Raw genomic sequence first — 13032 nt, forward strand, 5'->3', positions numbered from 1 at the left:
GCCGACTTCATGATGGAAGGTCTTCAATGAAAAGGTTGCGCGCCCTCGAACCCGTCGCCTGGGTCGGGCCGGCCGTGGTGCTCATCGCGGTGGTCGTGCTCTGGCCGGTGATCGAGATGATCAGGTCGTCGTTCCTCAAGATCAGCCGGTTCGGCGTGGTCCAGGGCGGCAACGGCTGGGCGAACTACGACAAGCTGGTCAGCGAGAAGGACTTCGCGGACATCATGGTCCGCAGCGTGATCTGGGTGGTCGCGGTCGTCGCGCTCACCGTGCTGATCTCCCTGGCCCTCGCCCAGCTCTTCAACCAGCGCTTCCCGCTGCGCAAGCTGGCCCGCTGGGCGCTCATCGCCCCCTGGGCGGCGTCCGTGCTGATGACGGCGATCATCTTCAAGTGGATGCTCGACCCCGAGGTGGGCGTGATCAACCAGATCCGCCTCAAGCTCGGCCTCATCGACGCCATGGGCGGCGCGGCGGCCGACCAGCTCGGCGACGCCTCCACGGCCATGCCGTGGCTGGTGTTCGTGGCGGTGTTCGTGTCCGTGCCGTTCACCACGTACGCGCTGCTCGCCGGCCTCGCCACCATCCCCGGCGACGTCTACGAGGCGGCCAGGATGGACGGCGCCGGACGGTTCCGTACGTACTGGTCGATCACGCTGCCGCTGCTGCGCCCCGCGCTCACCGTGGCGGCGCTGATCAACGTGATGAACGTCTTCAACAGCTTCCCGATCATCTGGGCGATGACCCACGGGCAGCCCGGCTACTCCACGGCCACCTCGACGATCCTCATGTTCATCCTCAAGAGCTCCGACATCGGCGAGTCGGCCGCCATGTCCGTGGTCAACTTCGGCATGGTCATCGTGCTGACCGTGATCTTCCTGCGGGTGTCGCGGTGGAACAAGGAGGTGGCGTGATGGCCGTCGAGACCGCGCCCCGGCAGACCCGTCCCCATCCGCACGCCCGGACCCGGGGGCCCGTCGTGCGGCGCATGCCGAAGCTCAAGACCGTGCTCGTCGCGGCCCTCGCCTACGTCATCGCGCTGATCTTCCTGTTCCCGTACGTGGTGATGCTGCTCACCTCGCTGCGGGCCCAGGACTCGCTGCGCGAGGTGACGTTCTGGCCGGACGAGTGGGTGTGGTCGAACCTGGCCAACTTCTGGAGCAGCGGCCTCGCCGGGAACCTCTGGGTCACGATCAAGGTGGCCGCCGGCTCGACCGTGCTGGTGCTCCTGGTGGCGCTGCCGGCCGCGTACTACTCGGCCCGGCACCGCTTCAGGGGACGGACCGCGTTCCTGATCCTGGTGCTGATTACCCAGATGTTCCAGCCGACCGCCATGCTGGTCGGCATCTACCGCGAGTTCTACCAGTTCGGGCTGGTCGACACGATCTGGTCGCTGATCCTGGTCAACGGCGGCTTCAACCTGGCGTTCGCGGTGTGGATCCTCAACGCCTACTTCGCCTCGATCCCGCGCGAGCTGGAGGAGGCGGCGTTCATCGACGGCAACGGGCGCTTCGGCGCGCTGTTCCGCATCACGCTGCCGCTCGCCATGCCCGGGGTCATCACGGCGCTGATCTTCACGTTCATCGCGGCGTGGAACGAGTTCGTGGTCGCCCTCACGCTGACCACGACGCCCGAGAGGCAGCCGCTCACCGTGGCGCTGAACTCCTTCATCGGGCAGTACCAGGTGGACTGGCAGAACCTGTTCGCCGGGTCGGTGATCGCCACGATCCCGGTGATCATCCTGTTCGCGCTGATCGAGCGCAAGGTCGTCGGCGGCCTGACCGCCGGATCGATCAAGTGAGCGCGGGGGAGGCCCGACCGGCCTCCCCTCCGCCTCACTGCCCGTAGTCGCGCGGGACGCGGGCCACGCAGAAGACCGTCTGGCCGAACGGCGGCCGGACGAAGCGCTCGATGAGCCGCGTCAGCGGCACCACCGTGCGGTCGTAGATCTTGACCAGGCGCGGGTCCGGGTAGCCGACGCCGCCCCGGCGCACCGCCGCCCACCAGGCGATGCCGCCCAGGAAATTGATCGGCTTCAGCACCTCGACGTCCAGGCCCGCGCGGGCGACCGTGGTGCCCAGCGTCTTCGGCGTGTAACGCTGGACGTGGCCGACCTTGCGGTCGAAGTCGCCGTAGAGCTGCATGTAGCCCGGCACCCAGATGACGATCCGGCCGCCCGGCAGGGTGACCCTGGCCAGCGAGCGCAGCGCCTCGGCGTCGTCCTCGATGTGCTCCAGGACGTTCATCAGCACGACCGTGTCGACCTTGTCCTTCAGCGGGATGTCGGTCGGCAGGCCGAACTGCAGCACGTCGATGTCGTCGCGGCCGGCGAAGCGCTTCTCCAGCTGCTCCACGCAGTAGGGGTCGAAGTCGCTGACGACGAGCCGGTCGAGCCGGGGCAGGAACTGCTCGGCGAAGTGGCCGAGCCCCGAACCGATCTCCAGCATCGAGCGGCCCACGTGGGGGGCGACCATGTCGAACTCGTACTGCCGATAGTTCTTGGCCTCGTCCCCACCGAGGTGGTTCTCCAGGGCCTCGTCACCGGCCGCCGGTTGCACTACACGGTCATACCCAGAAGACATAGTCCCGTTCCTTCTAGGGGGCACACGGATTGCCCGAGTCTAATGCCCCGATCAACGGCGGGGGTCACGCGATCCACTGGACGCACTTCCCTGCGACGCCTGGTTTGCGGTGGAATCTGACTCGTCATGGACGACGACGAGGCGATCACGCGCTCGCTGGACGGGGACCTGGCGGCCTATGAGGCACTGGTCGCCCGCTACAGCGCGCTCGCCCACCGTACCGCGTACCTGCTCGGCGCGGGCGACGAAGCCGAGGACGTGGTGCAGGAGGCGTTCGTCAAAGCCTTCCGGCACCTGTCCGGCTTCCGGCGCGGCGCGGCGTTCCGGCCCTGGCTGCTCCGCATCGTCGCGAACGAGACGCACAACCTCACCCGGTCGCGGGGCCGGCGCGCGGCCCTGGCGCTGCGGCTCGGCGCCGAGGCCGACGAGCGCGCCCCGGACGACCCCGAGGGCGCGGCGGTCGCGACCGACCGGCGGGCGCGGCTGCTCGCGGCCGTGCGCGCGCTGCCGGAGCGGGAACGCCAGGCCGTGGTGTGCCGGTACTTCTTACAGCTGACGGAGGCGGAGACGGCGCAGGTGCTCGACTGGCCGGTGGGCACCGTCAAGTCCAGCACCCATCGGGGGCTGGCGCGGCTGAGGGAGGAGGTCGGCAATGAACTCGCGTGAACCCGGCGACGGCCCCCACGACGACCCCCGCCCGGCCGCCCCCGGCGACGGCTTCCCCGCCGACCCGGGCTCCGCCGACCCGGGCTCCGCCGACCCGGGCTCCGACGACCCGGGCTCCGACGTCCCTGGTGACGGCTTCCCCGCCGACCTCAGCTCCGCCGACCTCGGTTCCGTCCTTCCTGGGGACGCTGGGGACGGGGACGGGCTGGAGTCCGAGCTGTTCGCGCTCGGCGACCTGCTCGACGTGCCCGCTCCGCCGCCGCCCGCCGACGTGGCCGCCGCCGTCCGCGCCCGCCTGCGGGACGCCACCGCACCCGAGCCCATCCCTCCGTCCTCCATGCCGGAGCCCGTTCCGGGTCCCGGGGACGGGACGGGGGCGGGTTCCGGGGGCTCGCCCGATCCGGCGCACGGGCCGCACCCCACTCCTTACCGCCCGCCCGTCCGCCGGCCCGCCCGGCGGCGGCGGGGGCGGTGGAAGGTGGTGGTGGCCGCGCTCGTCGCCGTGGCCGCCGTCACGGCCGCCACCCCGCAGGGCCGGGCCGCCGTGGTGCGGATCCTCCGGTTCGCCGGCGTCGAGCTGCGGGTCTCGGAGAGCGGCCCGGCCCCCGCCGTCCCGGAGAGCAGTCCGGCCCCCGCCGTCCCGGAGAGCAGCCCGGCGCCCGCCACCTCCGCCCCGGGGTCGCTGCCGGGGGAGCGCGCGGTGGCGCCGTCCGCCCTGCCCGGCCTGGCCAGGTTCGAGGTGCGGACGCCGCGCCGCCTCGGCCCGCCGCGCGCGGCCTCGGTGTCCGAGGGCGGCCGGGTGGTGTCGATGTTCTGGCCGGGCGGCGTCCGGTTCGACCAGTTCGACGGCGAGCTGGAGCCGTACTTCTTCAAGCAGGTCGGCGCGCCGTCCCTGGAGCAGGTCGAGCTGGACGGCGGCGGCGAGGCGTGGTGGATCGGCGGCGAGCACCCGCTCGGCTACCTGCGGCGCGCCGACGGCACGCCGGTGCCCCTGCGCCAGGCGGCCCCCACCCTCATCTGGACCGGCCGCGGCGTCAACTACCGCCTGGAGGGCGTACGGACGGCGCGGGAGGCCGCAGCGGTCGCGGCCTCACTCCAGTGAGCCGGTCAGCCAGTCGTCCACGCCCTTGAGCAGCTCCTTGCGCACGGACTCGGGGGCCGCCGACGAGCGCACCGACTGCCGGGCCAGCTCCGCCACCTCGGCGTCGCTGAACCCGTACACCTCTCTGGCCAGCTCGTACTGCCGCAGCAGCCGGGTGCCGAACAGCAGCGGGTCGTCCGCGCCCAGCGCGATCGGCACGCCCGCGTCGAACAGCCGCCGCAGCGGCACGTCGGCGGCCCGCTCGGCCACCCCCAGCCCGACGTTCGAGGTCGGGCACACCTCGCAGCAGATCTGCCGGTCGGCCAGGCGCGACATCAGCCACTCGTCCTCGGCCGCCCGCACGCCGTGCCCGACCCGGTCGGCGCCGAGGTCGTCCACGCACTGCGCGACGCTGCGCGGGCCCATCAGCTCGCCGCCGTGCGGCACGGCCAGCAGGCCGCCCCGCTTGGCGATCCTGAACGCGCGCTCGAAGTCGCGGGCCTGGCCGCGGCGCTCGTCGTTGGACAGCCCGAACCCGATCACGCCGTGGTCCTTGTACTGCATGGCCAGCCGGGCGAGGGTGTTGGCGTCCAGCGGGTGCCGGGTGCGGTTGGCGGCCACGATGACGGCGATGCCGATGCCGGCGTGCTCGGCGGCCCGGCGCACCGCGTCCAGCATCAGCTCCAGCGTCGCCGTCAGGCCGCCGAACCGCTGGGCGTAGCCGGACGGGTCCACCTGGATCTCCAGCCAGCGGGACCCGGCCGCCACCTCGTCCTCGGCGGTCTCGCGCAGCAGTCGGTAGACGTACTCGGGACGCGTCAGGACGGACCTGGCGATGTCGTACAACCGCTGGAACCTGAACCAGCCGCGCTCGTCGGTGGCCCGCAGCTTGGGCGGCCAGTCCTGCTCCAGCGCGTCGGGCAGATGCAGCCCCTGTTCCCGGGCCAGCTCGATCAGCGTGGCGTGCCGCATGGAGCCGGTGAAGTGCAGGTGCAGATGCGCTTTCGGGAGCGTGACCAGGGGCCTTGGCATTCGCTTATCTTGCCACTCGTCGCGCGGCCGGGTTCGCGGGTCGCCGGGAAGACCGCCCGGCGGACGGGAAAGCGGCGGCACCGGAAAGGGCGGTACGGGCCCCGCCCGGTGGGGGATCATCGGGGCATGATCCCGGAAGGGCGCGTGGACGGGCAGGGGTGGCGCGGGGCGCTCGCGGCGCTGGCGTTCGCGGTGACGGCGGCGGCCATCTACGGGCTGTTCGCGTCCGGGTTCGGGCGCGTGCGGGCGGGCGCGGGTGAGACGGGCGCGGGTGAGGCGGGCGCGGGGGAGACGTCCGCGCCGGCCGCGAGGCCGCAGGCCGGGGCCGTCGCCGTGCCGAAGCCGGCCGTGCCCGGGCTCGCGGTGATCGCGGACGACTTCTGGCTCACGTACCTGCCGCCGGGCCTGCGGCGCAGCGGCAGCGGGCCGATCGGGGCCGGGCCGGGGGGCGGGACGGGCGGCTGGGCCAGGTACGGCACGCCTGCCGCGTACGTCGAGGCCCGGGTCGAGCGCGGCCCCGTCGCCGCCGACTGGCCGCGCTACCGCGCCCACGTCCCGCTGCTCGACGCCCGCGGGACGGTCCTGCGCGGCAGGCCGGCCGTCGTGGGCCGCGATCCGCGCGGCGGCCGGGCGGTCGCGTGGCTGGAGCGGCCGGGCACCGGCGCGTGGGTCAGGGTCAGCGAATCACTCGGCAAGGAACTCCTCGCAGTTGCCGCCTCGGCCCATGCTCCTGTAGGAGACTAAGACCCTTTCCCGCACCCTTGCTGCGGGTGCGCACACACGTCATGGGGGGTCGATGCGGCGGCTGGCGGCGGTGATCCTCGTGCTCGCGCTCTCCGGCTGCGCGGGCGGGCACGGCGACGGCGACGGCGACCGGGACGGCGGCGGCGCTCCGGAGGCGGGCACGCCGGTCGTCTCCCCGTCCGCCGGGTCGGCGGGCAGCCGGGCGTCGTCGTTGTCGTGCGGGGCCGACGAGGTGCACCTGCCCGCCGTGTCCGGCAGGCTCGAACGCGCGGGCGCGTTCTCCCGGCTGCCCGCGCTCGCCCGCCCGCTCGACGTGCGCGGCCTCATCTGGAGCAGCAACGACGAGCGCCTGTACGCGGGCGTGGTGTGCGGCCCCCGCACCGCCGAGCAGTTCGCGACGCTGGTGGCCAGGGCGCGGCTGACGGCGTACGAGGGCCGGCCCGCCCTGCGCTGGACCACCCGCACGGGCGTGCGCAACCTCATGTGGCTGGAGCGCCCGGGCGTCGCGGTCTACGTCGCCGCGACGCCCGGCCTCACCGCCCAGATGCGGCGCGTCGCCGCGGGGATCGAGTGACCGCGCCCACGACCGGGCCCACGACCGGGCCCACGACCACGCTTACGACCCCGCTCACGACCGGGCCCACGACCGCGCTTACGACCCCGCTCACGACCCCGCTTACGACCGGGCCTCCGACAGCAGCTTGCCCAGCCGGCTGACGCCCTCGGCCAGGTCGTCGTCGCCCAGCGCGTACGACAGCCGGAAGTAGCCCGGCGTGCCGAACGCCTCCCCGGGCACCACCGCGACCTCGGCCTCCTCCAGGATCAGCTCGGCCAGCTCGCCCGACGACCGCGGCCGCCGCCCGCGCAGCTCCTTGCCGATCAGCTCCTTCACCGACGGGTACGCGTAGAACGCCCCCTTCGGCTCCGGGCAGAACACGCCCGGGATGTCGTTGAGCATGCGGACCATGGTCTGCCGCCGCCGGTCGAAGGCGGCGCGCATCTCGGCCACCGCCGACAGGTCGCCGGAGACCGCCGCCAGGGCCGCCATCTGGGCGACGTTGGAGACGTTGGAGGTGGCGTGCGACTGGAGGTTGGTGGCGGCCTTGACGACGTCGGCCGGGCCGATGAGCCAGCCCACCCGCCAGCCGGTCATCGCGTACGTCTTGGCCACGCCGTTGAGGATCACGACCTGGTCGCCCAGCTCGGGCACCGCCGTGGCGATGCTGGTGAACTCGGCGTCGCCGTACACCAGGTGCTCGTAGATCTCGTCGGTGACGACCCACAGGCCGTGCTCGGCGGCCCAGCGGCCGATCGCGACCGTCTGCTCGCGCGAGTGGACCGCGCCCGTCGGGTTGGACGGCGAGACGAACAGCAGCGCCTTGGTGCGCTCGGTGCGCGCCGCCTCCAGCTGCTCGACGCCCGCGAGGTAGCCGGTGGACTCGTCGGTGACCACGTCGACCTGCACGCCGCCCGCCAGCTTGATCGCCTCGGGGTAGGTGGTCCAGTAGGGCGCGACGACCAGGACCTCGTCGCCCGGGTCGAGCAGCGTCGCGAACGCCTCGTAGACCGCCTGCTTGCCGCCGTTGGTGACCAGCACCTGGGACGGCTCGGCGGCGTAGCCGGAGTCGCGCCGCGTCTTGGCGGCGATGGCCTGCTTGAGCTCGGGCAGCCCGCCCGCCGGCGTGTACTTGTGCATGCGCGGGTCGCGGGCGGCCTCGATCGCGGCCTCGACGATGTAGCCGGGCGTCGGGAAGTCGGGCTCGCCCGCGCCGAACCCGATGACGGGACGCCCGGCGGCCTTCATGGCCTTCGCCTTGGCGTCCACGGCCAGCGTGGCGGACTCGGAGATCGCGGCGATTCTTGCGGAGATGCGGCGTCGGCTGGACATGGTCCCATCGTCCCACGCCGCCGTGACCTGGGCGATCAGGTTTCGGTTCGACGTACCCGGCATTCCCCCGTATGCTTCAGCTCGGTCCTTCCGCCGCATGTCGGCGCGCGGTTCGGTCCAGGCAGTGATTCAATCAGGGTAGTCTGGTTGATGACATAGGGCACTGGCGCAATTGGTAGCGCACCGGTCTCCAAAACCGGCGGTTGGGGGTTCGAGTCCCTCGTGCCCTGCGAGTGCGGTCCGCGCATGACAGGCGTGTAAGCGCGCCGCAGAACTGCGTTGGATACGACGAATTCAGGTGAGGACTGTGGCGATCGACACGCGCGGCGAGACCGCAGACAAGCCCAGTGGCGAGAAGAAGACGCGCACTTCACCTGCCCTCTTCTATCGGCAGGTCGTCAACGAGCTTCGTAAGGTCATCTGGCCGACACGCAAGGATCTCGTCACCTACACCACGGTCGTTCTGATATTCGTTCTGATCATGGTCGCCATCGTGTACGGGCTCGACAGCGCCTTGGGATGGGCAGTGCTCAAGCTCTTCGGCCAGTCCTGATCCCGACGCCGCCGGTGCCGACTGACGGAGTCGCCCAACGATTCGACGAAAGAGGAAGAGTCACCGTGTCCGAGTCTTCATTTCCGGCGGACGAGTCTCGCGACGAGTGGGACGACGAGCTGGAAGAGGCCACTGAGGAGACCGCCGCGGCGGATCCCGAGGAGGCCGGGGTCGCGGAGCTCGCGGAGAGCGACGAGGCGCCCGACGCCGAGCCTTCCGCCGCCTCCGACGACGACGCTTCCGACGACGCTTCGGTCCTTCCCGACGTCGACCCCGTCGAGGAGTTCAAGCAGTCGCTGCGCGGCCTGCCCGGCGAGTGGTACGTCATCCACTCCTACGCCGGCTACGAGAACCGCGTGAAGTCCAACATCGAGAGCCGCAACGTGTCGCTCAACATGGAGGACTACATCTACCAGGTCGAGGTGCCGACGCACACCGTCCAGGAGTTCAAGAGCGGCAAGAAGGTGCCGGTCAAGGAGCGTGTGCTGCCCGGCTACGTCCTGGTGCGCATGGAGCTGACCGACGAGTCCTGGGCCGCGGTGCGCAACACCCCGGGCGTCACCGGCTTCGTCGGCCTGTCCAACAAGCCGAGCCCGCTCAGCCTCGACGAGGTCGCCAAGCTGCTGGCGCCCGAGCCGACCGAGGAGACCAAGAAGGCGGCCACCAAGACCGCCACGGGCCCGACGGTCGAGTTCGAGATCGGCGAGTCGGTCACGGTCATGGACGGCCCGTTCGCCACGCTGCCGGCCTCGGTGAGCGAGATCAGCCCCGAGTCGCAGAAGCTCAAGGTGCTCGTCTCGATCTTCGGCCGGGAGACCCCGGTGGAGCTCTCGTTCAACCAGGTCTCGAAGATCTAGGGCCATCACCTACACTTAGACGTTCGGACTGGCCGCCTGCCGTGTCGGGCGGCCTCCGACATGTCAGGGCCGCATCCGCCGCCTAGACACGCATCACAATCCAGGACCCGGAGAAGGACACATGCCTCCGAAGAAGAAGATCGCCGCGTTGGTGAAGGTCCAGCTCCCCGCTGGCCAGGCCACCCCGGCACCGCCGGTGGGTACCGCCCTCGGTCCCCACGGCGTCAACATCATGGACTTCGTCAAGCAGTACAACGCTGCGACGGAGGCCCAGCGGGGCAACATCATCCCCGTTGAGATCACCATTTTCGAGGACCGCAGCTTCACCTTCGTCACGAAGACGCCGCCGGCCCCCGAGCTGATCAAGAAGGCCCTCGGCCTCGACAAGGGCAGCGCGGTCCCGCATCGCGACAAGGTCGGCAAGCTGAGCCGCGAGCAGCTGCGCAGCATCGCCGAGACCAAGATGCCCGACCTCAACGCCAACGACATCGAGGCCGCTGAGAAGATCATCGCCGGCACCGCCCGGTCGATGGGCATCACGGTCGCCGAGTAACACCCTTCCCAGACGCGTGGGAGGGCCGGACCGCTCCCGGCCCGAATACCACTAGGAGTAAAGAATGAAGCGCAGCAAAGCGCACAAGGACGCGGCGGCCAAGGTCGACCGCGACAAGCTCTACACGCCGGTCGAGGCCGCGAAGCTCGCCAAGGAGACCTCGACCACCAAGTTCGACGCGACCGTCGAGGTCGCGCTGCGGCTGGGCGTCGACCCTCGCAAGGCCGACCAGATCGTGCGCGGCACGGTCAACCTCCCGCACGGCACCGGCAAGACCGCCCGGGTCCTGGTCTTCGCGACCGGTGACCGTGCCGAGGCGGCCCGCGAGGCGGGCGCCGACATCGTCGGCGCCGACGAGCTGATCGACGAGATCTCCAAGGGCAACCGGCTCAACGAGTTCGACGCCGTGGTGGCGACGCCCGACATGATGGGCAAGGTCGGCCGTCTCGGCCGCGTCCTCGGCCCGCGCGGTCTCATGCCCAACCCGAAGACCGGCACCGTGACGCCCGACGTCGCCAAGGCCGTGACGGACATCAAGGGCGGCAAGATCGAGTTCCGCACCGACCGGCAGGCCAACCTGCACTTCATCATCGGCAAGACGTCCTTCGGCGAGCGTCAGCTCCTGGAGAACTACGCCGCCGCCCTGGACGAGGTGCTGCGGCTCAAGCCGTCGGCCGCCAAGGGGCGCTACCTGAAGAAGGTCACCTTCTCCACGACGATGGGCCCGGGCGTCCCGGTCGACCCCAACGTCACCCGCGGCATCACCGCCGACCTGGCCGAGTAGGGTTCTCCCGCTCTCGGCGAAGCCCCGCCCGTCTCGCACGGGCGGGGCTTTCTCATGCCTGAGCGCGGTCTTGGCGACGGGGGAGGGCGGGGAGTCGTGGCCTTTCCGTCTCATGAGCCGGTGGCGGTGGTGAGGCGGGTGGCGAGGGCGCGGATGCGGGCGACCAGCTCGGGCGGTTCGTGCACCTCGAAGTCGATGTCCATCAGCGCGACCCAGACGGCCAGCTCGTCGAGGTCGTTGGCCCCGCTCTGGACCAGGCACGACCGTTCGTCGATCGGCTGGACGGCGCCCGCCGTGGCCGGCAGGTGCTCGGCGACGACCTCGGCCGGCGCGTGCAGGGTGAACCGGCCCTGGTACCGGTAGGGCGCGCTGGAGATCGACCGGGACACGTACGCCGCCAGGTCGGGATCGGGCGGCTCCCTGGGCACGAACCGGGGCCCGTTCGGGGTGCGCAGCCGCAGGCGGTCGATGCGGTAGGTGCGCCAGCCGGCGCGGCCGGTGTCCCAGCCCAGCAGGTACCAGTGCCGTCCGGAGTGGACGAGCCGGTACGGCTCGGCGGCCCGCACGCTCTCCTCGCCGCCGTGCGTGCGGTAGTCGAAGCGCAGCGTCTCGCGGTCGCGGCAGGCGGCGGCGATCGCGGCCAGGGACGCCGGCTCCACCGCCGAGCGCGCCCGTCCCATCGGCACGGTCATCGACCGCAGCGCGTGCACCCGGTGCCGCAGCCGCGACGGCAGCACCCGTTCCAGCTTGGCCAGCGCCCGCAGGGCCGTCTCCTCGATGCCGGACACCGCGCTCCCGGCCGCCGTCCGCAGCCCGACGGCGACCGCCACGGCTTCGTCGTCGTCGAGCAGCAGGGGCGGCAGGTCGGTGCCCGCGCCGAGCCGGTAGCCGGCCGTTCCGGGGCTGGCGTGCACGGGGTAGCCGAGCTCGCGCAGCCGTCCGACGTCGCGGCGGACGGTCCGCGTGGTCACGCCGAGCCGTTCGGACAGCTCCGCGCCGGACCACTCGCGGTGGGTCTGCAGCAGCGACAGCAGTTTCAGCAACCGGGCCGAGGTCTCCAGCATGCCGTCCAGACTGCCGTACAGCTAGGACCGTAGCTGTCCTGACCGGTTCCTAACGTGGTCGGCATGACGTCCGCCACGGAGATCACTCCGTTCCGCATCGACATCCCGCAGGCCGCGCTGGACGACCTGCACGACCGGCTCGACCGCACCCGCTGGCCCGACGAGCTGCCCGGCGTCGGCTGGTCGTACGGCATCCCGGTCTCGTACGTGCGCCGCCTGGCCGAGTACTGGCGCCACGGCTACGACTGGCGCGAGCACGAGGCGGCGCTCAACGCGCACCCGCAGTTCACCACCGAGATCGACGGCCAGAACGTGCACTTCCTGCACGTGCGCTCGCCCGAGCCGGACGCGCTGCCGCTGATCCTCACCCACGGCTGGCCCGGCTCGGTCGTGGAGTTCATGAAGGTCATCGGCCCGCTCACCGACCCCAGGGCCCACGGGGGCGATCCCGCCGACGCCTTCCACGTCGTCGCCCCGTCCATCCCCGGCTTCGGCTTCTCGGGGCCCACCCGCGAGGCCGGCTGGGACCTGCGCAGGGTCGCGGCCGCGTGGGCCGAGCTGATGAGCCGGCTCGGCTACGGCCGTTACGGCGCCCAGGGCGGCGACAGCGGCTCGGTCATCTCGCCCGAGCTGGGCCGCCTCGCGCCGGACCGGGTGGCCGGCGTGCACGTCAACGGCGCGCTCGGCTTCCCTTCCTTCGACCCGGCCGAGCAGGACGGGCTCACCGAGGCCGAGCGGGCGAGGTACGCGCTCTACGCCGACGACGACCGCTCCGGCTACGCGGTCATCCAGTCCACCCGGCCGCAGACCGTCGCCTTCGGCCTGCACGACTCGCCGGCCGCCCAGCTCGCCTGGATCGCCGAGAAGTTCAAGGAGTGGACCGATCCGGCGTACGAGCTGCCCGAGGAGGCGGTCGACCGCGACCAGTTGCTCACCGACGTGAGCGTCTACTGGCTGACCGGCACCGCCGCCTCGTCCGCCCGCCTCTACAAGGAGGGCTCGGCGCAGTGGGGCGCGCCGGTGGAGCGTTCGGAGGTGCCGCACGGCGTCGCGGTCTTCCCGGGGGACGCGGGGGTGCGGCGGGTGGCCGAGCGCGAGCACAACGTGGTCCACTGGTCGGAGTTCGGCCGAGGCGGCCACTTCGCCGCGATGGAGGCCCCGGACCTGCTGGTGGACGACGTGCGGGCGTTCTTCCGCAAGCTGCGCTGACCCGCGCGGCGGCCGCGAGGCG

15 protein-coding genes and 1 tRNA gene are annotated in these 13032 nt (G+C 71.8%); 12 read left to right on the top strand and 4 right to left on the bottom strand.

From position 1 onward, the window contains the following. The first annotated feature begins 26 nt into the window (after positions 1-26). Positions 27-911, top strand: a complete 885-nt coding sequence (locus MF672_RS14835) for a carbohydrate ABC transporter permease (RefSeq protein ID WP_242375318.1) — start codon at positions 27-29, stop codon at positions 909-911. Beyond that, a complete protein-coding gene (locus MF672_RS14840; protein ID WP_242375370.1) occupies positions 911-1798 on the top strand; it encodes a carbohydrate ABC transporter permease in 888 nt (295 codons plus the stop codon). Before MF672_RS14835 ends, MF672_RS14840 begins: the two co-directional genes overlap by 1 nt. A 34-nt stretch (positions 1799-1832) precedes the next feature. Here the strand turns inward: MF672_RS14840 and MF672_RS14845 are convergent, their stop codons facing one another. After that, entirely contained in the window at positions 1833-2579 is a 747-nt protein-coding gene (locus MF672_RS14845; RefSeq protein WP_242375317.1) for a class I SAM-dependent methyltransferase, read from the bottom strand. A 126-nt stretch (positions 2580-2705) separates the two neighbouring features. Between MF672_RS14845 and MF672_RS14850 the strand changes: the two genes are divergently transcribed. Together MF672_RS14850 and MF672_RS14855 are read left to right on the top strand one after the other, a co-directional pair. Then, entirely contained in the window at positions 2706-3245 is a 540-nt protein-coding gene (locus MF672_RS14850) for an RNA polymerase sigma factor (protein ID WP_242375316.1), read from the top strand. Beyond that, entirely contained in the window at positions 3232-4347 is a 1116-nt protein-coding gene (locus MF672_RS14855) for a hypothetical protein (RefSeq protein WP_242375315.1), read from the top strand. Before MF672_RS14850 ends, MF672_RS14855 begins: the two co-directional genes overlap by 14 nt. Here MF672_RS14855 and MF672_RS14860 read toward each other — a convergent pair. Then, positions 4336-5358, bottom strand: a complete 1023-nt coding sequence (locus tag MF672_RS14860) for an adenosine deaminase (protein WP_242375314.1) — start codon at positions 5356-5358, stop codon at positions 4336-4338. The genes MF672_RS14855 and MF672_RS14860 overlap by 12 nt on opposite strands. 126 nt (positions 5359-5484) lie before the next feature. On the opposite strand from MF672_RS14860, the gene MF672_RS14865 reads away from it, so the two are divergent. Further along, positions 5485-6102, top strand: a complete 618-nt coding sequence (locus tag MF672_RS14865) for a hypothetical protein (RefSeq protein WP_242375313.1) — start codon at positions 5485-5487, stop codon at positions 6100-6102. Between the two features lie 52 nt (positions 6103-6154). Continuing rightward, positions 6155-6676, top strand: a complete 522-nt coding sequence (locus tag MF672_RS14870) for a hypothetical protein (RefSeq protein WP_242375312.1) — start codon at positions 6155-6157, stop codon at positions 6674-6676. 102 nt (positions 6677-6778) lie between these two features. Here the strand turns inward: MF672_RS14870 and MF672_RS14875 are convergent, their stop codons facing one another. Continuing rightward, the gene (locus MF672_RS14875) at positions 6779-7990 is read right to left on the bottom strand and encodes a pyridoxal phosphate-dependent aminotransferase (protein WP_242375311.1); all 1212 of its coding nucleotides are present in this window, start codon (positions 7988-7990) and stop codon (positions 6779-6781) included. 157 nt (positions 7991-8147) lie between these two features. On the opposite strand from MF672_RS14875, the gene MF672_RS14880 reads away from it, so the two are divergent. The 5 genes from MF672_RS14880 to rplA all read left to right on the top strand — a co-directional run bounded on the left by MF672_RS14880 (position 8148) and on the right by rplA (position 10737). Beyond that, positions 8148-8220 (top strand) — tRNA-Trp (locus tag MF672_RS14880). 77 nt (positions 8221-8297) lie between these two features. Further along, complete coding sequence (secE, locus tag MF672_RS14885) at positions 8298-8543, top strand: preprotein translocase subunit SecE (RefSeq protein WP_242375310.1); 246 nt, start codon at positions 8298-8300, stop codon at positions 8541-8543. 65 nt (positions 8544-8608) lie between these two features. Next, positions 8609-9400 (top strand): transcription termination/antitermination protein NusG, encoded by a 792-nt coding sequence (gene nusG, locus MF672_RS14890; protein WP_242375309.1) that lies wholly within the window; start codon positions 8609-8611, stop codon positions 9398-9400. Positions 9401-9521: 121 nt separating this feature from the next. Next, positions 9522-9953, top strand: coding sequence for a 50S ribosomal protein L11 (rplK, locus tag MF672_RS14895; RefSeq protein ID WP_148442008.1), 432 nt, complete (start codon positions 9522-9524; stop codon positions 9951-9953). Between the two features lie 64 nt (positions 9954-10017). Further along, positions 10018-10737 carry a 50S ribosomal protein L1 gene (gene rplA, locus MF672_RS14900; RefSeq protein ID WP_242375308.1) on the top strand — a complete coding sequence of 240 codons (720 nt, stop codon included), beginning with the start codon at positions 10018-10020 and terminating at the stop codon, positions 10735-10737. A gap of 110 nt (positions 10738-10847) precedes the next feature. Here the strand turns inward: rplA and MF672_RS14905 are convergent, their stop codons facing one another. Then, on the bottom strand, positions 10848-11801 hold the full coding sequence (locus tag MF672_RS14905) for a helix-turn-helix transcriptional regulator (RefSeq protein WP_242375307.1): 954 nt from the start codon (positions 11799-11801) through the stop codon (positions 10848-10850). A 63-nt stretch (positions 11802-11864) separates the two neighbouring features. On the opposite strand from MF672_RS14905, the gene MF672_RS14910 reads away from it, so the two are divergent. Then, on the top strand, positions 11865-13010 hold the full coding sequence (locus MF672_RS14910; protein ID WP_242375306.1) for an epoxide hydrolase family protein: 1146 nt from the start codon (positions 11865-11867) through the stop codon (positions 13008-13010). Positions 13011-13032 lie beyond the last annotated feature (22 nt).

The organism is Actinomadura luzonensis (assembly GCF_022664455.2).
In the GTDB taxonomy this organism is placed as follows: Bacteria; Actinomycetota; Actinomycetes; order Streptosporangiales; family Streptosporangiaceae; genus Nonomuraea; species Nonomuraea luzonensis.

What these genes read in the sequence shown, in the direction of transcription:
- rplK (WP_148442008.1), top strand. Translation starts at nt 9,522, where the DNA reads ATGCCTCCGAAGAAGAAGATCGCCGCGTTGGTGAAGGTCCAGCTCCCC.
- MF672_RS14835 (WP_242375318.1), top strand. Translation starts at nt 27, where the DNA reads ATGAAAAGGTTGCGCGCCCTCGAACCCGTCGCCTGGGTCGGGCCGGCC.
- MF672_RS14860 (WP_242375314.1), bottom strand. Translation starts at nt 5,358, where the DNA reads ATGCCAAGGCCCCTGGTCACGCTCCCGAAAGCGCATCTGCACCTGCAC.
- MF672_RS14905 (WP_242375307.1), bottom strand. Translation starts at nt 11,801, where the DNA reads ATGCTGGAGACCTCGGCCCGGTTGCTGAAACTGCTGTCGCTGCTGCAG.
- MF672_RS14840 (WP_242375370.1), top strand. Translation starts at nt 911, where the DNA reads ATGGCCGTCGAGACCGCGCCCCGGCAGACCCGTCCCCATCCGCACGCC.
- MF672_RS14910 (WP_242375306.1), top strand. Translation starts at nt 11,865, where the DNA reads ATGACGTCCGCCACGGAGATCACTCCGTTCCGCATCGACATCCCGCAG.
- rplA (WP_242375308.1), top strand. Translation starts at nt 10,018, where the DNA reads ATGAAGCGCAGCAAAGCGCACAAGGACGCGGCGGCCAAGGTCGACCGC.
- MF672_RS14850 (WP_242375316.1), top strand. Translation starts at nt 2,706, where the DNA reads ATGGACGACGACGAGGCGATCACGCGCTCGCTGGACGGGGACCTGGCG.
- MF672_RS14865 (WP_242375313.1), top strand. Translation starts at nt 5,485, where the DNA reads ATGATCCCGGAAGGGCGCGTGGACGGGCAGGGGTGGCGCGGGGCGCTC.
- MF672_RS14855 (WP_242375315.1), top strand. Translation starts at nt 3,232, where the DNA reads ATGAACTCGCGTGAACCCGGCGACGGCCCCCACGACGACCCCCGCCCG.
- MF672_RS14845 (WP_242375317.1), bottom strand. Translation starts at nt 2,579, where the DNA reads ATGTCTTCTGGGTATGACCGTGTAGTGCAACCGGCGGCCGGTGACGAG.
- MF672_RS14875 (WP_242375311.1), bottom strand. Translation starts at nt 7,990, where the DNA reads ATGTCCAGCCGACGCCGCATCTCCGCAAGAATCGCCGCGATCTCCGAG.
- MF672_RS14870 (WP_242375312.1), top strand. Translation starts at nt 6,155, where the DNA reads ATGCGGCGGCTGGCGGCGGTGATCCTCGTGCTCGCGCTCTCCGGCTGC.